We start from the raw sequence: 20673 nt of genomic DNA, 5'->3' as shown, positions 1-20673 counted from the left end.
CGGGGTGGGGTTCCATTCCACCCTCGCGGCGGTGACTCTCGCCCGGCGCGCGGGCGTGGGTCCGGTCGGCCTAGCCGGGGATGTTGTCGAACGGGGCGGTCAACTGGCGTAGCAGTCCGGCCAGTTCGGCCCGCTGGGCGCGGGAGAGTTCCGCGAGGATCGCGCGCTCCTGGGCCAGCAGGCCGGCCAGGGCCTGGTCCGCGCGGTCCTGGCCCTCCTCGGTGAGGCGGACCAGCACGCCCCGGCGGTCGCTGGGGTCGGGGAGCCGCTCGACCAGGCCTTTCTGCGCCAGGCGGTCGATACGGTTCGTCATCGTGCCCGACGTGACCAGGGTCTGTGTCAGCAGCTGGCCGGGGGAGAGCTGGTAGGGGCTGCCCGCGCGCCTGAGCGCCGTCAGCACGTCGAACTCCCACGGCTCCAGGCTGTGCTCGGCGAACGCCAGCCGACGGGCCCGGTCCAGATGCCGGGCCAGCCTGCTCACCCGGCTGAGCACCTCAAGTGGCTCCACGTCGAGGTCGGGGCGCTCCCGGCGCCACGCTGCGACAAGCCGATCGACCTCGTCCTCCATGACGATCAGTGTAGTGGTTGTGTCGACATGAAGTCTCTTGATATCAAGCCTCTCGTCTCAAAGTCTCTTGACATCAAGATACATGGGCGGGGAAGGTAGAAGCCATGACGACTTGGGACCCCGCTCAGTACCTGCGCCACGCCGGCCACCGCGCCCGCCCGTTCGCCGACCTCCTCGCCCGCGTCACCGACCTCCCCGGCGCCGCGCCCCGGATCGCCGACCTCGGCTGCGGCCCCGGCAACGTGACCACCGTCCTCGCCGACCGCTGGCCCACCGCGCACATCACCGGCTACGACAATTCACCCGAGATGCTCGCCAGGACCGAGCCCTACGCCGGCCCCACCCCCGGCGGCGGCCGGCTCGACTTCGCCCACGCGGACGCGACGGAGTGGACGCCGACCCAGACGTACGACCTGGTCGTGTCGAACGCGGCGCTGCAGTGGGTGCCGGGTCACCTGGACCGGTTCGGCGACTGGGTGGCCGCGCTGGCCCCCGGCGGCACCTTCGCCTTCCAGGTGCCGGACAACATCGACGCACCCCTGCACGCCCTGATGCGCGAACTGGCCGCCACCGCCCGCTGGAAGGGACGGCTGGGCGAGGTTCTCCGCCGCGAGGACTCGGTCCACGCCCCCGGCGTCTACCTCGACCACCTGGCCCGCCTGGGCTGCGCGCCGGACGTCTGGCAGACGACGTACCAGCACATCCTGCCCGGCGAGGACCCCGTCCTCGACTGGGTCAAGGGCACGGGCCTGCGCCCGGCCCTGACCGCCCTGGCGGACGACCCGGAGGCGCGGGACGCGTTCGTCGCCGAGTACCGCGACCTGCTCCGCGAGGCGTACCCGACGGCTGACTACGGCACGGTCCTCCCGTTCCGCCGCCTGTTCGCGGTGGCCCGCAAGGAGGTGTGAGGGATGCTCGCGGCCCTGGACCACGTGCAGTTGGGGGCCCCGGCGGGCTCGGAGGACGCGCTGCGGAGGTATTACGTCGACGTCCTCGGGATGACCGAGATCCCCAAGCCGCCGGTGCTGGCGGCGCGGGGTGGGTGCTGGTTCGGGGCGGGGGCCGTGCGGCTGCACTTGGGCATCGAGGATGCCCCCGCCGGAGGCGGAAAATGTCACTGTCGGCCCGCGAAGAAGGCGCATCCCGGGCTCCGCGTGACCGGCATCGAGGCGTACGCGGCCCGGCTGAAGTCCCTTGGTGCGTCCGTCACTTGGGACGAGGACCTGCCGGGGTACCGGCGCTTCTACTCGGAGGATCCGGTCGGGAACCGGCTGGAGTTCCTGGAGCCCGGCGTCTGATCGGTGTTTGTCCCTCGCTGTCGCGGCTACCCGGTCGGTGGCGCCGAGTTCAGAGTTCCGAAACCGACCGGGAGTGATGAACCGTGGCAAAGGACGAGAAGGCCAAGGCCAAGAAGGAACAGGCCAGGGGCAAGGCCAAGGAGACCGTGGGCCGGGCCGTGGGGAACGAGACCATGAAGGCCAAGGGGCAGGCCGAGAAGTCCAAGGGGGACGCTCGGCAGGCCAAGGAGAAGGCGAAGGACGCGTTCAAGCGCTGACGCCGGATGCGGTGAGGGGCCCCTGCCGGACGGCAGGGGCCCCTCTTGCTTGCTGCGCTACGCGTTCAGCTTTTTCGGCGCCCTATCAAATGTGGCTTCGACTCCAACCCGTCCAGCCCATGCCAGGCCAGGTTCACCAGATGGGCGGCGACCTCCGCCTTCTTCGGGCGGCGGACGTCCAGCCACCACTGGCCGGTCAGGGCGACCATGCCGACGAGGGCCTGGGCGTAGAGGGGGGCGAGCTTGGCGTCGAAGCCCCGGCTCTTGAACTCGCGGCCCAGGATGTCCTCGACCTGGGTCGCGATGTCCGAGATGAGGGAGGCGAAGGAGCCGGTGGACTGGGGGATGGGGGAGTCGCGGACCAGGATGCGGAAGCCGTCCGTGTACTCCTCGATGTAGTCGAGGAGGGCGAAGGCCGCCTGTTCGCAGAGTTCGCGGGGGTGGCCGGCCGTGAGCGAGCTGGTCACCATGTCCAGCAGGCGGCGCATCTCGCGGTCCACGACCACCGCGTACAGGCCCTCCTTGCCGCCGAAGTGCTCGTAGACCACCGGCTTGGAGACCCCGGCCTTCGCCGCGATCTCCTCCACCGACGTGGCCTCGAAGCCCTTCGTCGCGAAGAGCGTGCGGCCGACTTCCAGCAGCTGGGCCCGTCGCTCGGCTCCCGTCATCCGGGTGCGGCGCGCGCGTCGGGGCTTCTCGTTGCTCGGGGTGCTGCTGGGATCGGTCGCCACGGCGTCAATCATGCCGCCTCCGCCGACTCCTTCCGGGGCTGAGAGCCGTCCGTACCGGAGATACGGCGCGAATCGATACGCGAGCGTGACGGCCAGCGCACGTCATAGGCCCAGCCGAGCTGCTCGCACCAGCGGATGATCCGCGCCGAGGAGTCCAGCTGGCCGCGCTCCACACCGTGCCGCGCTGACGTCGGGTCGGCGTGGTGCAGGTTGTGCCAGGACTCGCCGCAGGACAGGATCGCCAGCCACCACACGTTGCCGGAACGGTCACGCGACTTGAAGGGCCGCTTGCCGACCGCGTGGCAGATCGAGTTGATCGACCAGGTGACGTGGTGCAGCAGCGCGACCCGGACGAGCGAGCCCCAGAAGAAGCCGGTGAACGCGCCCCACCAGGACATCGTGGCCAGCCCGCCGATCAGCGCCGGCAGCGCGAGCGACAGCATCGTCCAGTAGATGAAGTGGCGGGAGATCGTCCGGATCGCCTTGTCCTTGATCAGATCCGGTGCGTACTTGTCCTGCGGGGTGCGCTCCTCGTCGAACATCCACGCGATGTGCGCCCACCACAGGCCCTTGATCAGCGCCGGCACGGTCTCGCCGTAGCGCCACGGCGAATGCGGGTCGCCCTCGGCGTCGGAGAACTTGTGGTGCTTGCGGTGGTCGGCGACCCAGCGCACCAGCGGCCCCTCGACCGCCATCGACCCGGCGATCGCGATGGCGATCCGCAGTGGGCGCTTCGCCTTGAAGGAGCCGTGCGTGAAGTACCGGTGGTAGCCGATCGTCACGCCGTGGCAGCCGAGGTAGTAGAAGAACACCAGCAGGCCGAGGTCCAGCCAGCTCACCCCGCCCCAGCTCCACGCCAGCGGCACCGCCGCGAGCAGGGCCAGGAACGGGACAGTGATGAAGAGGAGGAGAGTGATCTGTTCCAGCGACCCCTTCTTCTCGCCGCCCAGCGTGGCGGCGGGGAGCGGAGTGCCGTCGTCGTTCGCCCGCGGGGCGTCGTCGATCACATCGGAGCTCGTGGTCATGGGCGTCCCCTGTGGGGTTCGGAGGTGGAGGCGGAGCGTCGGACGGCGGAAGCCGGGCAGCAACAGTTCAGCATGGACTTCCCTACGGTTCCGTAACCTACGGCGACGTAAGTATGGCAGCGCGTCGACCGGCGGACGAAGCCCGTGAGACCGCGCGTCAGAGTGGACACTTATCCTGGGTGTCGGTCGGACAGCGCGGTCCGCTCTGTTTTCTTCCCGGATGTCCGTCCCGTATGCGGCAGCCGCCGCGGGACCGCCGTCCGGGTTCCCTCCAGACGAGCTTCAAACACTGCAAGGAGCCGCACCTGTGAGCAGTGCCGACGACCTGACCACGAGCACCACCTCGACCGGCAGTGCGCTGCGCGCCGACATCAGGCGCCTGGGCGATCTTCTGGGCGAGACCCTCGTCCGGCAGGAGGGCCCCGAGCTGCTCGAACTGGTCGAGAAGGTCCGCCGCCTCACCCGTGAGGACGGTGAGGCCGCTGCCGAGCTGCTGCGCGGCATCGAGCTGGAGACCGCCGCGAAGCTGGTCCGCGCCTTCTCCACCTACTTCCACCTCGCCAACGTCACCGAGCAGGTGCACCGCGGCCGCGAGCTGCGCGCCCGTCGTGCCGCCGAGGGCGGTCTCCTCGCGCGTACGGCCGACCGACTCAAGGACGCCGACCCCGACCACCTGCGCGAGACGGTCAAGAACCTGAACGTCCGCCCGGTCTTCACCGCGCACCCCACCGAGGCCGCGCGCCGGTCGGTCCTCAACAAGCTCCGGCGCATCGCCACGCTCCTGGAGACCCCGGTCATCGAGTCCGACCGCCGTCGCTACGACACCCGTCTGGCCGAGAACATCGACCTGGTGTGGCAGACCGACGAACTGCGCGTCGTACGCCCGGAGCCGGCGGACGAGGCCCGCAACGCCATCTACTACCTGGACGAGCTGCACGCGGGTGCCGTCGGCGACGTTCTGGAGGACCTGACCGCCGAGCTGGAGCGCGTCGGCGTCAAGCTCCCCGACGACACCCGCCCGCTCACCTTCGGCACCTGGATCGGCGGCGACCGCGACGGCAACCCGAACGTCACGCCCCAGGTCACCTGGGACGTCCTGATCCTCCAGCACGAGCACGGCATCAACGACGCCCTGGAGACGATCGACGAGCTGCGCGGCTTCCTCTCCAACTCCATCCGCTACACGGGTGCGACGGAGGAGCTGCTCACCTCCCTCCAGACGGACCTGGAGCGGCTCCCGGAGATCAGCCCCCGCTACAAGCGCCTCAACGCCGAGGAGCCGTACCGCCTCAAGGCCACCTGCATCCGGCAGAAGCTGGAGAACACCAAGACCCGCCTGGCCAAGGGCACCCCGCACGAGGACGGCCGCGACTACCTCGGCACCGCCGAGCTGCTGCACGACCTCACCCTGATCCAGACCTCCCTGCGCGCCCACCGCGGCGGCCTCTTCGCCGACGGCCGCATGGACCGTACGATCCGCACGCTCGGCGCGTTCGGCCTCCAGCTCGCGACCATGGACGTACGCGAGCACGCGGACGCCCACCACCACGCGCTCGGCCAGCTCTTCGACCGGCTCGGCGAGGAGTCCTGGCGCTACTCGGACATGCCCCGCGAGTACCGCGCGAAGCTGCTCGCCAAGGAGCTCAGGTCCAGGAGGCCTCTGGCTCCCACCCCCGCGCCCGTCGACGCGGCCGGTGAGAAGACCCTCGGTGTCTTCGAGACCGTCAAGAAGGCCCTCGCCGTGTTCGGGCCCGAGGTCATCGAGTCGTACATCATCTCGATGTGCCAGGGCGCCGACGACGTGTTCGCCGCCGCCGTGCTGGCCCGCGAGGCCGGGCTGATCGACCTGCACGCCGGCTGGGCGAAGGTCGGCATCGTCCCGCTGCTGGAGACCACGGACGAGCTGAAGGCCGCCGACACGATCCTTGAGGACATGCTCTCCGACCCGTCCTACCGGCGGCTCGTGGCGCTGCGCGGGGATGTCCAGGAGGTCATGCTCGGGTACTCCGACTCCTCCAAGTTCGGTGGTATTACGACGTCTCAGTGGGAGATCCACCGAGCTCAGCGGCGCCTGCGTGATGTGGCCCACCGCTACGGCGTCCGTCTCCGCCTCTTCCACGGCCGGGGCGGAACCGTCGGCCGCGGTGGCGGTCCCTCGCACGACGCGATCCTCGCCCAGCCCTGGGGCACGCTGGAGGGCGAGATCAAGGTGACCGAGCAGGGCGAGGTCATCTCCGACAAGTACCTGGTGCCGTCGCTGGCCCGCGAGAACCTGGAACTGACGGTCGCCGCCACCCTCCAGGCCTCCGCGCTGCACACGTCGCCCCGCCAGTCCGACGAGGCGCTGGCCCGCTGGGACGCGGCCATGGACCTGGTCTCGGACGCGGCCCACGACGCCTACCGCAGGCTGGTCGAGGACCCGGACCTTCCGACGTACTTCCTCGCCTCCACGCCGGTGGACCAGCTCGCCGATCTGCACCTGGGCTCGCGGCCCTCCCGCCGCCCCGGCTCGGGCGTCTCGCTCGACGGACTGCGCGCCATCCCGTGGGTGTTCGGCTGGACCCAGTCCCGGCAGATCGTGCCCGGCTGGTTCGGCGTCGGCTCCGGGCTGAAGGCACTGCGCGAGGCCGGCCTCGACACCGTGCTCGACGAGATGCACGGGCAGTGGCACTTCTTCCGCAACTTCATCTCCAACGTCGAGATGACCCTCGCGAAGACGGACCTGCGGATCGCCCAGCACTACGTCGACACCCTCGTCCCGGACGAACTGAAGCACGTCTTCGACACGATCAGGGCCGAGCACGACCTGACCGTCGCCGAGGTGCTCCGCGTCACCGGCGAGGCCGAACTCCTCGACGCCACCCCGGTGTTGAAGCAGACCTTCACCATCCGGGACGCTTACCTCGACCCGATCTCGTACCTCCAGGTCACCCTCCTGAAGCGCCAGCGCGACGAGGCGGCGGCGGGAGCCGACCCCGACCCGCTGCTGAGCAGGGCCCTGCTCCTCACCGTCAACGGTGTGGCGGCGGGCCTGCGCAACACCGGCTGACCGGACACGAACGAAGGGTGCCCCCGAGCTGTCGTAGAAGCTCGGGGGCACCTCTCTTTCCGTCGGTCAGAGTGCGAGGAACGCGGCCGTCAGCAAGGCGATCCCCGACCCGGCCAGCACCCAGGCGGCCCGGGTCAGCCGCAGGCCGCCCGCGACCACCACCGAGGCGAGCAACAGGGCGCCGCCGAGGGGGACCCAGGAGTAGAGGATGCCGGCGGGGCCGGAGCGCAGGACCTCGTCGGTGCCGGGCTTCACGACCACCGCGTACGTCTGGCCCTTCTTCACCGCGACGGTGTGGTCGATGACGACCTCGGCGCGGGCCTTCGATCCCGTCGAGACCGGTGTGTAGGGGCCGGTGCAGGTGTCGTCGCCGCACGCGGTGACCTGGATCGTGCCGGTCTCGCGGCCCTTGGTGAGCATCACGTTGTGTGCGGTCGGCCATGAACCCCACACCCCGGCGATCAGGATCAGCACGGCGACCGTGCCCATCGCCGCGAGCCGTCCGAAGTTCAGGGCGGCGAAGGCGCCGGGGGAGGCGGAGGCTGCGGGTGACATGGCGGGGATCATTGGCCATACCCGCACGCGCGGTCAACTCCCGCGCGGGACAAGTCGGTTAAGTCGGGCAAGTCGGGTGAACCGGACGGCTCAGGAGTTGTACGCGCTCTGCGCCCGCTCCAGGCCCTCGCTCACCAGACACTCCACCGAGTCCGTCGCCCGGTCCACCAGGAAGTCCAGCTCCTTGCGCTCCGTGGAGGAGAAGTCCTTCAGGACGAAGTCGGCGACCTGCATCCGGCCCGGCGGGCGTCCGATGCCGAACCGCACCCGGTGGTAGTCCGGGCCCATCGCCTTCGTCATCGACTTCAGGCCGTTGTGGCCGTTGTCGCCGCCGCCGAGCTTGAGGCGGAGGGTGCCGTAGTCGATGTCGAGCTCGTCGTGCACGGCGACGACGTTCGCGAGCGGCACCTTGTAGAAGTCGCGCAGCGCGTTGACCGGGCCGCCCGACAGGTTCATGAACGACGTCGGCTTCACCAGCACGACCCGTCGGCCGGCCGGACCCGGCGCACCGATCCGGCCCTCCAGGACCTGTGCCTGTGCCTTCCCGGCCCGCTTGAACTTGCCGCCGATCCGCTCGGCCAGCAGGTCGGCCACCATGAAGCCCACGTTGTGCCGGTTGTTCGCGTACTCGGGGCCCGGGTTCCCGAGGCCCACGATCAGCCAGGGGGCATTGGCGTCGGTCGTCACGTCCATGTCTCCTTGATACGCGCCAGCCGCTGCTCCCGGTGGGAACAGCGGCTGACGAAAGGGTGAGCGGTGCGGATCAGGCCTCGGTGGCCTCGGCCTCGCCCTCGGCGGGGGCCTCTTCGGCCTGGGCGGCCAGGACCTGGAGGACGACCGCGTCCTCGTCGATCGCCAGCGTGGTGCCCTTGGGCAGCGGGATGTCCTTGGCGGCGATGGAGGCACCGGCCTCCAGGCCCGCGATGGACACGGTGACCGACTCGGGGATGTGCGTGGCCTCGGCCTCGACGGTGATCGTGCTCAGCACGTGCTCCAGCAGGAAGGAGCCCGGGGCCAGCTCGCCCTCGGTGTGCACGTAGACCTCGACGGTGACCTTCTCGCCGCTCTTCACGGTGAGCAGGTCGACGTGCTCCAGGAAGCCCTTGATGGCGTCACGCTGGACGGCCTTCGGGATGGCGAGCTGGGTCTTGCCCTCGATGTCCAGGGTGAGCAGGACGTTCGGGGTACGCAGGGCGAGCTGCAGCTCGTGGCCCGGCAGGGTGATGTGCAGCGGGTCGACACCGTGGCCGTAGACCACGGCGGGGACCTTCTTGTCACGGCGGATACGGCGGGCGGCGCCCTTGCCGAACTCGGTGCGGGTCTCGGCGGCGAGCTTGACGTCGGCCATGGTCACTCCTCGTAGAACAGTCGGGGAAGGCGGTCACCCGGCCGAACATCGGCCTGCTACGAAGAGCGCGTCGATAACGGACCGCCGTACCCGAGAACTGGTACGGCCTCCCTCGCCGAGCAACTTGGGCAGCTTACTCGGCGGAGAGGCCGTAAAGAAATCGATCTTCGGTTCATCCGCGCCCTGAAGGGGCGCGGGGCTGTGTCGATATGCGGCTCCGCCGCGTGGGCGCGACAAGCCACGACGGCGCCGCAGACGACAGACGGCCTATCGCGGCACCCCCAGCGGAGCGCTCAGTGCTCGTCGAAGAGGCTCGTCACCGAGCCGTCCTCGAAGACCTCGCGGACCGCGCTCGCGATGGTCGGGGCGATCGACAGGACCGTGATCTTGTCGAGGTCGGCGCCGAGTTCGCCCGGGGTCGGGAGGGTGTTGGTGAGGATGAACTCGCTGACGCGGGAGTTCTTCAGGCGGTCCGCGGCGGGGCCGGAGAGGACGCCGTGGGTGGCCGTCACGATGACGTCCTCCGCGCCGTGCGCGAACAGGGCGTCCGCGGCGGCGCAGATCGTGCCGCCGGTGTCGATCATGTCGTCGACCAGGACGCAGACGCGGCCCTTGACCTCGCCGACGACCTCGTGGACGGTCACCTGGTTCGCGACGTCCTTGTCGCGCCGCTTGTGCACGATCGCGAGGGGCGCGCCGAGGCGGTCGCACCAGCGGTCGGCGACGCGCACGCGGCCGGCGTCCGGGGAGACGACGGTCAGCTTGCTGCGGTCGACCTTCGAGCCCACGTAGTCCGCGAGGAGCGGGAGGGCGAAGAGATGATCCACGGGCCCGTCGAAGAAGCCCTGGATCTGGTCGGTGTGCAGGTCGACGGTCAGGATGCGGTGCGCACCCGCCGTCTTCATCAGGTCCGCGATGAGGCGGGCCGAGATCGGCTCACGGCCGCGGTGCTTCTTGTCCTGCCGGGCATAGCCGTAGAACGGCACGATCACGGTGATGGAGCGGGCCGACGCGCGCTTCAGCGCGTCGATCATGATGAGCTGCTCCATGACCCACTGGTTGATCGGAGCCGTGTGGCTCTGGATCACGAAACAGTCCGCACCGCGCACCGACTCCTCGAAGCGGACGTAGATCTCGCCGTTCGCGAAGTCGAAGGCCTTCGTCGGGACTACCCCGACACCCAGCTGGTGGGCGACCTCCTTGGCAAGCTCGGGGTGGGCGCGGCCGGAGAAGAACATCATCTTCTTCTCGCCGGTCGTCTTGATCCCGGTCACAGCACTGTCTCCTCAGAGGTCATTCAACTGGGTGTGCGTTTATCACGGTACGCCGTGTTCGACTCGTCCGTTTCCGGTCAGTTCTCGCCCTCGCCCTGGCGGGAAGCCGTTTCCGCGGCCTTCGCGGCGGCGCTCCCGGGACGCTTGCGGGCCACCCAGCCCTCGATATTCCGCTGCTGGCCACGGGCCACGGCCAGCGAACCGGGCGGTACGTCCTTCGTGATCACGGAGCCGGCGGCGGTGTACGCGCCGTCCCCGACCGTGACGGGTGCCACAAACATATTGTCCGAACCGGTCTTGCAGTGCGAGCCGACGGTGGTGTGGTGCTTGTGCTCCCCGTCGTAGTTCACGAACACGCTGGCGGCACCGATGTTGGTGTAGTCGCCGATCGTCGCGTCACCGACGTAGGAGAGGTGCGGGACCTTCGTGCCCTCGCCGATGGTGGCGTTCTTCGTCTCGACGTACGTGCCGATCTTGCCCTTCGCGCCCAGGCGGGTGCCGGGGCGGAGGTAGGCGAACGGGCCGACGGACGCCCCCGGGCCGATGTGCGAGCTGACGGCGACGGTGTTGTCGACGCGGGCGCCGGCGTCGACGACGGTGTCCGTCAGGCGGGTGTTGGGGCCGACCTCGGCGCCCTCGCCGATGTGGGTGGTGCCGTGCAGCTGGGTGCCGGGGTGGACGGTCGCGTCCTGGCCGAAGGTGACGTCGACGTCGATCCAGGTGGTCGCCGGGTCGATGACGGTGACGCCGCCGAGCATGGCCTCGGTCAGCAGCCGGTCGTTCAGGATGCGGCGGGCCTCGGACAGCTGGACGCGGTTGTTGATGCCGGCGATCTCGCGGTGGTCGTCCGCGACGGAGGCGCCGACCCGGTGCCCGGCCTCGCGCAGGATGCCGAGGACGTCGGTGAGGTACTCCTCGCCCTGGCTGTTGTCGGTCCGCACCTTGCCGAGCGCGTCGGCGAGCAACTGCCCGTCGAACGCGAAGACTCCGGAGTTGATCTCGCGGATCGCGCGCTGCGAGTCGGAGGCGTCCTTGTGCTCGACGATCGCGGTGACGGCACCGGAGGCGCCGTCGCGGACGATACGGCCGTAGCCGGTGGCGTCCGGGACCTCGGCGGTCAGGACGGTCACCGCGTTGCCGTCGGCGGTGTGGTTGGCGGCGAGGGCGCGCAGGGTCTCGCCGCGCAGGAGGGGGGTGTCGCCGCACACGACGACCACGGTGCCGTCGACGGTGCCGAGCTCTTCGAGCGCCATGCGTACGGCGTGACCGGTGCCGTTCTGCTCGGCCTGGACCGCGGTCCGAACGCCGGGGTCGGTCTCACCGAGGTGGGCGGTCACCTGCTCGCGGGCGTGGCCCACGACGACGACCAGGTTCTCCGGCTCCAACTCGCGGGCGGCGGCCAGCACATGGCCGACCAGGGTCCGGCCGCAGAGCTCGTGCAGGACCTTCGGTGTGGCCGACTTCATACGGGTGCCCTCACCCGCTGCGAGGACGACGACGGCTGCCGGGCGAATGGCGCTCACGGATTTGCCCTTCGGCTTCGGAATGCTGGGGGGTGGACATTCGCAGGATACCGGGGCGTTTCATGGGTGACATGAGAGTGGGCCCTGACAGTGCTGTCAGGGCCCGAAGTGGGGTGCTGGGAGTGGGGGTTGCTCTGGTGTCGATCAGTTGCGATCGGTTTTTGCTCCCCCGCCAGGACTCGAACCCGGACAAATGGCACCAAAAGCCACGGTGCTGCCAATTACACCACGGGGGATCAAACTCGTTAGAACCGGACATTTAGCCTGGTCGCCGAGTGGGCACAGAACACTATGCCGTACGTGATGCCCTCCGTGCGACGGCACTTGTCCCGGGTGATCGGTTTCGTGGCTGTTCGATTACGCGCTGTGGTGCGGGCCGGTGCGCGGAAACTCACCGGAAAACCCGGCCCTGGCGCCCGTAGGCTGGAGGCATGACCACGACGGGGGAAGACCACGCCACGGCCCGGGGAGGGCCGGGGTGGTGGACCAGGTGGCGCAGTGCGGTGCTGGACACGGGGCTCGCGGCGGGGTCCGCCGCGGAGTGCGGGGCGGAGGGGGTCCGGTTCGCGCACGACGCGGGGATCCCGGCCGCGGTGGGAGTTGTCTTCGGGGTGCTGGCCGGCTCCGCGCTGATCGTCCGGCGGAAGTGGCCGATCGCCGTTGTGCTTGTGTCCATCGCCATCACCCCGGCCCAGATGGGCTACCTGATGGGCATCGTCGGCCTGTACACCCTCGCCGCGTCCGAACTGCCGCGCCGGATCATCGGATCGCTCGCCGGGATGTCCTTCCTCGGGATGCTGATCGTCATGTTCGTGCGGGTGCGGCAGGACATGCAGCGGGGGACGTGGGAACTGGGGGACTGGTTCGTTCCGTTCGCCTCCATCACCACGGCGGTCGGGATGACCGCGCCGCCCGTGCTGCTCGGCCTCTACGTCGGCGCCCGGCGCCGGCTGATGGAGAGCCTCCGGGAGCGTGCGGACAGCCTGGAGCGGGAGCTCCAACTGCTTGCCGAACGCGCCGAGGAGCGTGCCGAGTGGGCCCGGGGCGAGGAACGGACCCGGATCGCACGGGAGATGCACGACGTCGTCGCGCATCGGGTGAGCCTGATGGTCGTGCACGCGGCGGCACTTCAGGCGGTGGCTCGGAAGGATCCGGAGAAGGCCGTCAAGAACGCGGCGCTCGTGGGGGACATGGGGCGGCAGGCGCTCACCGAACTCCGGGAGATGCTCGGGGTGTTGAGGAGCGGGGACGGCCGGGACGCGCGCGAGCGGGCGGCCGTGCCGCTGGTCGCGGTGGGTGTGGCGGCCGCGGCTGCGGCGGCGGCTTCGCGGGCCGTCGACGACGAGGGCGCGGGCGACGGGCCTTGTCTGTCGGACGTGGACGAGCTGCTCGGGCAGTCCGCGGCGGCCGGGATGGCTGTGGACCTGTCCGTTGAGGGTGAGAGCCGGGTGTACGCGGCGGAGATCGAGCAGACCGCGTACCGGGTGGTGCAGGAGGCGTTGACGAACGTCCACAAGCACGCGGCGGGTGCGAAGACGCATGTACGGCTCGCGCATCGGGTGTCGGAGATCGCGATGCAGGTCGAGAACGAGCCGCCGCCGGAGCTGGCGTCTGCCTCTGCGGCGCGGTTGCCCTCTGGGGGGAACGGGCTGGTGGGGATGCGGGAGCGGGTGCTTGCGTTGGGTGGGGTGTTTGTTTCTGGGCCTACGGATGCTGGGGGGTTTCGGGTGTCTGCGGTGATTCCGGCGGCTTGAGTTGTCGGGTGCGGGCCTGGTGGGGGCTGGTGCGGGTGAGTTGTCGGGTGCGGGCCGGTGGGGGCTGGTCGCGCAGTTCCCCGCGCCCCTAGGTGGTTTGGGGGTCGGCGCCGCGCCGGGGGGTCTCCGTCCTCGGATCGGCGCGGCAAGGTTTCTCAAGAGTGTGGCGGTGTTGAGCGCCGACCGCTGCGGGCGGACACCCCCCGACACGTCGCCTTCTCGCCGTACGAGGGCTGCGGCCGTCCTGGGTGCGGTCAGCCCGCTGTGAGTCGTACTGGCTCTATGCCCGCGACCAGGGTGGCGAGGGCCTGGTCGATGTCGCTGCCCAGGTACCAGTCGCCGGTGTGGTCGAGGGCGTAGACGCGGCCCTCGGAGTCGATGGCCAGGAGGGACTGGGTGTCCGGTTCCTCGCCCAGGGGGCTGACGTCGGTGTCCAGGGCGCGGCCCAGGTCGCCGAGGGTGCGGGCCATGTGGAGGCCGTGCAGGGGGTCCAGGTGGAGTGCCACGGGGGAGATCTGGCGGCCGGGGCCGGAGGGCGTGATGTGCAGGCCGCCGAACTCGGCCCAGGCCTCCACCGCCGCCGGGAACACGGCGTGCTGGTGTCCCGCGGGCGAGGTGTGGTCGCGCAGGGTGTCCGCCCAGATCTCGGCCTGTTTTATGTCCCAGCGGCCGGGCTGCCAGCCCGCGGCGCGCAGGGCGGCGTCCACGGGTACGGAGAAGCGCGATGGGGGTCCCCCCTGGCCGAGCGGAGTCGAGGGCTTGGGGGAGGAGTGGCGGTCGGCGTGCATCTGCCCTTCGATCGTCGGCGTCAGGGACGGTGGTGCGGTCGTGCTGTCTTGCCTTGGTGTTACGGGGGTGGGGGTCAGCCCGGTTCCGTCGCGGGGTCGACGACTCGGACGCCGAAGTGGGCGCTCAGGGCTGTGCAGGCTCGGCAGGGGGTCGCGAAGCTGCCGTGCAGGGGGTCGCCGTCCTCGCGGATGCGGCGGGCGGTGAGCTTGGCCTGCTTGAGGGTCTTGCGGGCCTCGCCGTTGGTCATCGGCTTGCGCGCGGCGCGCTTGCTGCGGGCCTCGTCGGCGGCGGTGATGTGCCGGGAGATGAGGATCGCCTCGGCGCAGCGGCCGGTGAACCGGTCGCGCTGGGCGCTGGTGAGGGTGTCGAGGAAGTCCTGTACCAGTGGGTGCAGGGCGGGCGGCTGGTCGCCTCGTGCGGCGGTGCCGGTGAGGGTGGTCGCGCCGCGTACGGAGAGGGCGGCGGCGATGGTCGGGAGTATGCCGTCACGGCGGTGGCTGAGGGCCGGCGCCTGCCGGGCCTCGGTGGCGCTCCAGCCGACCCGGGGGTCGCCTGAAGGCCCGGTGTGCGCCCCGGTGTGCGGTCCCGTCTGCGTCGCGTTCATGATCGTCATCCCCTCCCGAGCATCCCCCGGCGGGTCACAGAGTGCCAAATGCCGTGGCTGGTGCGGTAGCTGGGGCGGTGCGACACGCCAGGGCTTCGGCGGGCTGTCACGACGGGGTGACGGCAGGTCACGGTAGTGGAGGTTCGGTGACGGGTGCGGTGCGTTCGGTGAGGGGTGCGGTGAGGGGGTGCGGCCGACCGCTGCCGGTGACCGGTGTCGCCGTACCGCATAGGCTGTCCGCACCGCGATCCACGCGGTCGACGCGTGGAGACAGTCGAACGAAGACGTCAAGAAGACGAGACAGTCGATACGGGGCACGGTGGGGCGAGTTGGACATTCGGCCGCTGTGAATCGTACTGAATGCCGCAGGGGGCAACCGCCATGACGACAGGTCGGCTCGGGCAGCGAGCCGCGCCACCGAACGCGGCCTACGCCGGGCAGGTCGTGCACTTCCCGGACCCGGTCCGGGCGGCCCGCCACCCCAGAGGGGTGCGGATGGACGAGCACGGCTACCCCGACTTCTCGCCGTACGCGCGCGCGGCCGCGGAGATCGCCGAGCCCCCGGAGGGCTTCGGCGTCGACGAACTGCGCCTCACGGACTACGTGTCGGCGAACGCGGCGCTCGCCGCGACCCGGCACGAGCTGTGGGACACCGTGCCCGCGGTGGCCACCCCGCACGGCTGGACCTGGCACCACGTGGTCGGCACCCGGCGCCTCGAACTCGTCCCCGTCGACGTGAAGGCGCTGCTGCGCCACCACGGCGGGATCGCCACGGCCGCCGTCGCCCACGACAAGCGCGGCACCCGCCCGCTCCAGGAGACCCGCCCCGCGCACTTCGGCCTGCCGAAGGCGACGGTCGCGGTGACCGAGGCGCAGGTGCAGGGCGTCGAGGAGGACCTCGGCTACCGACTGCCGGGCGCCTACCGGTCGTTCCTCAAGGCGGCCGGCGGCTGCGCCCCCATCGGCACCGCGCTGGACGCCGAGTTGGGGCTGCTGATCGACCAGCCGTTCTTCACGGTCCGCGACGAGGCCGCCGTCAACGACCTCGTCTACATCAACAAGTGCCTGCGCGACCACCTCACCAAGGACTACCTGGCCGTCGGCTTCGTCCAGGGCGGGCTGCTCGCCGTGAAGGTGAAGGGGCAGCAGATCGGTTCCGTGTGGTTCTGCGCCTACGACGACGCCCGCGACGTCGACCCGTCCCAGGCGCCGGCCGACCGCGTGGAGCGGCTGCTGCTGCGCGCCGGGGACGACTTCGACCAGTTCCTGGCCCGACTCGCGGGAAATCCCCCCGAGTTGGAGACGGTGGCGAATCTGATGGTGGACGGCGGGTTCGCCCAGTCGGTTCCGGTGTCGTCCGCGGCCTCGGCGTCCGCGGTGGGGGAGTGAGCTGACCGATGGTGACCTTCGCGCAGGCGCAGGAGCGCGCCGAGGAGTGGATCAACGGCGATGTGCCGTCGTACCAGCATCGCGAGGTGCGGGTGCGGGAGTTCGACCTCGGCTTCGTGATCTGGGCCGAGGACCGTGCCGACGGACCGCGTTCGGACGGCGGCGCACAGCGGATGGTGCTCGCCCGCGACAGCGGCGAGGCCACGCTGTGGCCCTCGCTGCCGGTGGGCGAGGTCGTCCGCCGCTACGAGGAGGAGTACGGCCGCCCGGACGAGGTCGCCGACGCGGTACCGGCGGCTCCGCCGGCCCGGGTGGACCTCAATCAGACCTCGTTCCTGCTGAGTCCGCCGGAGTGGTTGCAGGAGGCGGCGGACAAGCTGGGGATTCCGGACCGGCGGGGGGAGTCGGCCTCGACTCCCGCTGCGGGGGCGGGTGTTGGGGCGGGGCGTGCGCTTCCCGAGACCCAGGCCGGGGTGCCCGCCGCTTCGGCGTGGCCGGACGCCGGGGGGTCCGGGGTGCCGGACGACGCGCCCGCCGTGCCTGCCGGGGCGACCCCCTGGGCGGGGACCGACACCAACGCGGATCCCGGCGAGGACCGTTCGGTACCGCTGCCCGCGACCGTTTTCGCGCCGCCGCTGAGGGAGCCCGAGGACAACACCCCGCCCGACGCCAAGACCGCCCTGATCTCCGGCGGCAGCCAACTCCCGCGTACGGCACAGGCTCCGGCGCCGGATGAGTCCCGCTCCGACTCCAACTCCGGTGGTGGGGTCGAGGGTTCGCAGGGGGCGCCGCAGCAGGCTCCGCCGTCGTACGGGTATCCGCAGGGTGCGCCTCAGCCGGCTCCGTCGTCCTACGGGTATCCCCAAGGGGCCGGTAACGTGCCTCAGCCTCCGGGTGGGCCCGGGGTGCCGGGGCGGGGGCTCGCGCCCAACGCCGGGGACATCGCCGACGCCGCGACCAGCAAGGCGGCGCCTCCGCCGCGCCGTGGCGGTGGTTCCAAGACGCCTCCTCCGCCGGGTGCGCCCGGGATGCCGGGTGCGCGGCCGGGTGGTGCGCCCGCATCACCTCCGCCGCCTCCGCCGCCGGGTGGGTATGTGGCTACGCAGATGGTTTCGGGGCTCGGTCCGGAGGGGCCTGGTGCTCCGCAGCCGCCCGGTGGGCCGAACACTCCCGGGGGTACGCCTCCGGGTGGGGTGCACCATGCCGCGACGATGCTTGCCGACCCCGGGCAGGGTGGCCCCGGGGCCGCGGGGCCGAGGCCTCCGCAGCCGCCGGGTGCCCCTGGTGCGCCACAGCCGCCCGGTGCTCCCGGAGTTCCCGGCGCACCCGGTGGACATGGTGCTCCCGGCGCGCCCCAGCCGCCGAACGCCCCCGGCACTCCCGGTTCCCAGGGCGGTGCCCAAGGTGCCGTGCATCACGCGGAGACCATGCTCGCCGGACCCCCGATGGGTGGGCCCGGTGTGCCTCCGCCGCCGCAATTCCCGGGCGCGCCCGGTGCGTTGGGCGCCCCCGGCATGCCGCCGGGTGCCCCGCCGCAGCAGCAGCCGATGCCCCCGGGCGCGGTACCTCCCGGTGCCATGCCTCCCGGTGCCATGCCGCCCCCTGGGCAGCAGATGCCCGGTCAGGGCATGCCTCCTATGCCCGCGCCGGGGCAGCCGTTCCCCGGGCAGCAGCAGCCCGCCTACGGCTATCCGCAGCAGGGGCAGCCGACCGTGGGACCGGGTTATCAGGCCGTGTTGCGGTACCGCGCGCCCGACGGGTCCGAGCAGCAGCTGATCCGGCGGTCCGCGCCGGGGACGCCGCACCCGGAGTGGCAGATCTTCCACGAGCTGCGCGGCATGAACATCCCGCCGGACCAAGTCCTCGAACTGCACACGGAGTTGGAGTCCTGCGAGCTGCCGGGCGCGTACTGCGCGCGGATGATCCGCGAACAGTGGCCGCAGGCCCGCATCGCGAGCATCGCACCGTACGGCACGGATCACGCGAGCCGGCAGCAGGGGATGCGCGAACTCCTCGCCCACCAGGGCGAGTTGCACCAGGTCGCCGACGGGCCGGCCCGACTCGCCCCGGTGCGGGCGCCGTTGCCGCCGGTGCAGCCGACGCCGCCGATCCCGCCGGAGGCGATCGCGCAGGAACTGGCGGGCGCGTTCGGGCCGGGCGTGTTCCGGTTCGAGCAGGCGGCGGTGTCCCGGCAGGGCGTGCCGCCGGTCGTCGCGCACACGCTGGTCGCGGCGGGGCTGCCGATGGACATGGGCCCGTTCTTCTGGGCGCAGGCCCAACCGGGGCGCCCCGTACCGACGTTGGCCGAACTCGCGCAGGAGCGCGGGGTACGGCCGTCCGCCGACGCGGGCTCGTACCTCGTCATGGGCAGCGACTTCGGCCGCGCGATCTGCGTCCAGTACGGCACGGCGAACATCGTCGCGGTGCCCGTTGAGGCGGGGCCGGGCGGCGCTCCCGTACCGCCGCAGTTCGTGAACACGGGGCTGCCCGAGTTCGCGCGCTGCCTGGCGCTGCTCGGCCGGATGTGGCGCCTGCGGTACGGGCTGAACCAGGAGCAGGCGGGCCGCTGGACCGTCGACTTCCAGGCGCAGCTCGCCTCGCTGGATCCGGCGGCGCTCGGGTCGCCGGAGAGCTGGTGGTCGGTGTTGCTGGAGCAGATGTGGGACGGGTTGTTGTGACCCCGATCCGCTGAACAGGCTGCATGGAGCTGTGTTGAAGGGCCGGACCCGGTCGTGTGATCGGGTCCGGCCCTTTTGCGTCGCCTGATGCCCGTGACCTGTCTGCGGAGTGTCGCGTTATGAACACTTACGCCCGATCCATCAAGATATGCGGCAAATCATCATGTCGTGTCCGTCGGATGGAGAGGGGTTCCAGGATGAGCAGCGCATCGGTGTCACCACGTGGCTTCGTGGCCGTACGGGGGCGCGGCTACCGCCCCGACCAGGTCGACGCGTACGCGGCGGCGATCTCGCAGTACCGGGACGTGGCGTGGGAACGGGCCGCGCGGCTGACCGTACTGGCCAAGGACATGGAGGCGGAGGCCGAGCGGATGCGGGTCGCCGTGTCCCGGCTCGCTCCGCAGACGTACGAGGCGCTGGGCGAGCGGGCTCAGCGGCTGTTCCAGTTGGGGGTGGAGGAAGCCGCGGCGCTACGGGAGTCCGCGCGGCGTGCGGCGGAGGAGCAGGTCGCGGAGGCCGAGGCACGCGCCGCGAGCGTGCTTCAGGCTGCGCGGGAGTACGCCGATGCGCTGCGTGCGGAGGTCGAGGAACGTGCCCGGCAGCGGCTGCTTGCTGCCCGCGCCGAAGCCGACGACATCCGGATCGGGGCCCGGCGCGAGGTGAAGGAAGGGCGTACGGAGGCGTTGTCCGCGTTGCGTGAGGTGCGGCAGCGGACCGCGGCGATGCTTGGTGAGCAGGCCAAGGAGCACGAGGAGCGGTGGGCGTCGGCTGAGCGGGAGGCGTCGTCGCGGGCGGCCGCGCTGGATGCGGAGTATGCCGAGCGGGTGGCTCTCGCCGAGGCTGCGTTGGGGGAGGCTCAACAGGCTTTTGCCGAGGCGGAGTTGTCGGATCGGCGGTGGCAGGAGGAGGCGGCCTCGCGGGCGGCCGAGGTTTTGGCGGAGGCCCGGGTTCGGGAGGAGCGGGTTGCTCGGGATACGGAGCGGGTGCTGCGCGAGCACGGGGAGACGTGGGATGACGTGCAGGCGCATATGGATCATGTGCGGAGTAGTTTGACCGCGCTTACGGGGCGGGCTGCGGCGGAGTGATGTGAACGGGGGCGCGGTTGTGGGCATGTGCGGGCCCGGTGGGGGCTGGTCGCGCCCGCGCGGCGGTAGCCGCAAATTGAACACAGCCCCGCGCCCCTAGGTTGGGACAGTCACGGGTGATCCGCGCAGCAGGGGGTTGGGTTGGGGACCTCGAAGGGGGCCAGGGTGTTACCCGCCGCCGGGACCAGGGCCAGGGTCAGTTGGCCCTCGCGCCATTCTGGGCGTACGTGGTCCTGAGTGTGTACGGGCGTGACAGGGGCCGGAGCTTCGCCCGATGTGGCGCCCACCACGAACACCGCGTCGATCGCCGTCAGTTGCAGGAGGTCGGCCACCGTGACCGTGCCGGTGAGTTGATCCGAGCCGGGGAAAAGAACGGCCCGGCCCGATCGTCGCGCCGCGTGTTCCGCCGCGGCCGAGGCGGCCGCCTCGGCGGGGCCGTGTCTACGGTCGTCCAGGGCCGCGCCCATCTCTGTCGCCGTGAGCCGTTGCCAGGCCTCCTCCGCTGAAGCCGCCTCCGGGAGGGCGAGCGATATCGCCGTACCCCTGCGCGTATCCGTCCGGATCAGGTGAGTACAGGCGACCGTGCCCGGTGGAAGCGCGAGCGTGGTCGTCAGGTCGCGGATCAGGTGGTCCGCCTCGCGGAGTGTGGTCGTGCCGGGGGGGGCCCCCCCGAGGGGGGGGGGGGGGGGGGGGGGGGGGGGGGGGGGGGGGGGGGGGGGGGGCGGGGGGGGGGGGGGGGGGTGNNG

The 20673-nt window shown here is 71.2% G+C and carries 19 protein-coding genes, 1 tRNA gene and 1 pseudogene; 9 read left to right on the top strand and 12 right to left on the bottom strand.

The annotated features are described in order from the left end of the window. A pseudogene (locus ACGFY9_RS04965) lies at window positions 1–112 on the top strand (DNA-binding response regulator); the annotation flags it as partial. Here the strand turns inward: ACGFY9_RS04965 and ACGFY9_RS04960 are convergent. Then, the gene (locus ACGFY9_RS04960) at window positions 71–568 is read right to left on the bottom strand and encodes a MarR family winged helix-turn-helix transcriptional regulator (protein ID WP_393752039.1); all 498 of its coding nucleotides are present in this window, start codon (window positions 566–568) and stop codon (window positions 71–73) included. The pseudogene ACGFY9_RS04965 and the gene ACGFY9_RS04960 sit on opposite strands and share 42 nt — an antisense overlap. Window positions 569–672: 104 nt before the next feature. Here ACGFY9_RS04960 and ACGFY9_RS04955 point away from each other — a divergent pair, with 104 nt between their 5' ends. The 3 genes from ACGFY9_RS04955 (at window position 673) to ACGFY9_RS04945 (ending at window position 2123) form a co-directional block, all read left to right on the top strand. Continuing rightward, window positions 673–1476, top strand: coding sequence for a trans-aconitate 2-methyltransferase (locus ACGFY9_RS04955; protein ID WP_393752037.1), 804 nt, complete (start codon window positions 673–675; stop codon window positions 1474–1476). Between the two features lie 3 nt (window positions 1477–1479). Continuing rightward, window positions 1480–1866, top strand: coding sequence for a VOC family protein (locus tag ACGFY9_RS04950; RefSeq protein ID WP_393752035.1), 387 nt, complete (start codon window positions 1480–1482; stop codon window positions 1864–1866). Window positions 1867–1949: 83 nt separating this feature from the next. Beyond that, on the top strand, window positions 1950–2123 hold the full coding sequence (locus ACGFY9_RS04945; RefSeq protein ID WP_393752033.1) for a CsbD family protein: 174 nt from the start codon (window positions 1950–1952) through the stop codon (window positions 2121–2123). 65 nt (window positions 2124–2188) lie between these two features. On the opposite strand, the gene ACGFY9_RS04940 is transcribed toward ACGFY9_RS04945, so the two are convergent. Together ACGFY9_RS04940 and ACGFY9_RS04935 are read right to left on the bottom strand one after the other, a co-directional pair. Further along, window positions 2189–2866, bottom strand: coding sequence for a TetR/AcrR family transcriptional regulator (locus ACGFY9_RS04940; protein WP_019064642.1), 678 nt, complete (start codon window positions 2864–2866; stop codon window positions 2189–2191). Then, window positions 2863–3879, bottom strand: coding sequence for an acyl-CoA desaturase (locus ACGFY9_RS04935; RefSeq protein WP_393752031.1), 1017 nt, complete (start codon window positions 3877–3879; stop codon window positions 2863–2865). The genes ACGFY9_RS04940 and ACGFY9_RS04935 overlap by 4 nt, the downstream gene beginning before the upstream one ends. A gap of 307 nt (window positions 3880–4186) precedes the next feature. Here ACGFY9_RS04935 and ppc point away from each other — a divergent pair, with 307 nt between their 5' ends. Beyond that, the gene (gene ppc, locus ACGFY9_RS04930) at window positions 4187–6928 is read left to right on the top strand and encodes a phosphoenolpyruvate carboxylase (RefSeq protein WP_393752029.1); all 2742 of its coding nucleotides are present in this window, start codon (window positions 4187–4189) and stop codon (window positions 6926–6928) included. A 66-nt stretch (window positions 6929–6994) separates the two neighbouring features. Here the strand turns inward: ppc and ACGFY9_RS04925 are convergent, their stop codons facing one another. From ACGFY9_RS04925 to ACGFY9_RS04900, 6 genes are all read right to left on the bottom strand, one after another. Next, the gene (locus ACGFY9_RS04925; protein WP_393752027.1) at window positions 6995–7495 is read right to left on the bottom strand and encodes a hypothetical protein; all 501 of its coding nucleotides are present in this window, start codon (window positions 7493–7495) and stop codon (window positions 6995–6997) included. A gap of 78 nt (window positions 7496–7573) precedes the next feature. Continuing rightward, window positions 7574–8176, bottom strand: coding sequence for an aminoacyl-tRNA hydrolase (pth, locus tag ACGFY9_RS04920; protein ID WP_393752025.1), 603 nt, complete (start codon window positions 8174–8176; stop codon window positions 7574–7576). Between the two features lie 70 nt (window positions 8177–8246). Next, on the bottom strand, window positions 8247–8831 hold the full coding sequence (locus tag ACGFY9_RS04915; protein ID WP_393752023.1) for a 50S ribosomal protein L25/general stress protein Ctc: 585 nt from the start codon (window positions 8829–8831) through the stop codon (window positions 8247–8249). Window positions 8832–9124: 293 nt separating this feature from the next. Then, entirely contained in the window at window positions 9125–10105 is a 981-nt protein-coding gene (locus ACGFY9_RS04910) for a ribose-phosphate diphosphokinase (protein ID WP_393752021.1), read from the bottom strand. A gap of 77 nt (window positions 10106–10182) precedes the next feature. Beyond that, a complete protein-coding gene (gene glmU / locus ACGFY9_RS04905; RefSeq protein WP_393752019.1) occupies window positions 10183–11628 on the bottom strand; it encodes a bifunctional UDP-N-acetylglucosamine diphosphorylase/glucosamine-1-phosphate N-acetyltransferase GlmU in 1446 nt (481 codons plus the stop codon). A gap of 164 nt (window positions 11629–11792) precedes the next feature. Next, window positions 11793–11864: transfer RNA gene (locus ACGFY9_RS04900), tRNA-Gln, on the bottom strand. A 195-nt stretch (window positions 11865–12059) separates the two neighbouring features. On the opposite strand from ACGFY9_RS04900, the gene ACGFY9_RS04895 reads away from it, so the two are divergent. After that, window positions 12060–13382 carry a sensor histidine kinase gene (locus tag ACGFY9_RS04895; protein ID WP_393752017.1) on the top strand — a complete coding sequence of 441 codons (1323 nt, stop codon included), beginning with the start codon at window positions 12060–12062 and terminating at the stop codon, window positions 13380–13382. A 254-nt stretch (window positions 13383–13636) separates the two neighbouring features. On the opposite strand, the gene ACGFY9_RS04890 is transcribed toward ACGFY9_RS04895, so the two are convergent. Continuing rightward, complete coding sequence (locus ACGFY9_RS04890) at window positions 13637–14170, bottom strand: SUKH-3 domain-containing protein (protein WP_393752015.1); 534 nt, start codon at window positions 14168–14170, stop codon at window positions 13637–13639. A 74-nt stretch (window positions 14171–14244) separates the two neighbouring features. Further along, the gene (locus ACGFY9_RS04885; protein WP_393752013.1) at window positions 14245–14784 is read right to left on the bottom strand and encodes a YwqJ-related putative deaminase; all 540 of its coding nucleotides are present in this window, start codon (window positions 14782–14784) and stop codon (window positions 14245–14247) included. A gap of 372 nt (window positions 14785–15156) precedes the next feature. Here ACGFY9_RS04885 and ACGFY9_RS04880 point away from each other — a divergent pair, with 372 nt between their 5' ends. From ACGFY9_RS04880 to ACGFY9_RS04870, 3 genes are all read left to right on the top strand, one after another. Next, the gene (locus tag ACGFY9_RS04880; protein WP_393752011.1) at window positions 15157–16164 is read left to right on the top strand and encodes an SMI1/KNR4 family protein; all 1008 of its coding nucleotides are present in this window, start codon (window positions 15157–15159) and stop codon (window positions 16162–16164) included. An 8-nt stretch (window positions 16165–16172) separates the two neighbouring features. After that, window positions 16173–18842 carry an SUKH-4 family immunity protein gene (locus ACGFY9_RS04875; protein WP_393752009.1) on the top strand — a complete coding sequence of 890 codons (2670 nt, stop codon included), beginning with the start codon at window positions 16173–16175 and terminating at the stop codon, window positions 18840–18842. A 197-nt stretch (window positions 18843–19039) separates the two neighbouring features. Further along, a complete protein-coding gene (locus ACGFY9_RS04870) occupies window positions 19040–19927 on the top strand; it encodes a cellulose-binding protein (protein ID WP_393752007.1) in 888 nt (295 codons plus the stop codon). Window positions 19928–20037: 110 nt separating this feature from the next. Here the strand turns inward: ACGFY9_RS04870 and ACGFY9_RS04865 are convergent, their stop codons facing one another. Beyond that, a complete protein-coding gene (locus tag ACGFY9_RS04865) occupies window positions 20038–20394 on the bottom strand; it encodes a hypothetical protein (RefSeq protein WP_393752005.1) in 357 nt (118 codons plus the stop codon). Between the last annotated feature and the right edge of the window lie 279 nt (window positions 20395–20673).

The organism is Streptomyces sp. NPDC048504 (genome assembly GCF_043200035.1).
GTDB lineage: Bacteria > Actinomycetota > Actinomycetes > Streptomycetales > Streptomycetaceae > Streptomyces.
This window is presented reverse-complemented; position numbering and strand designations above follow the sequence as displayed.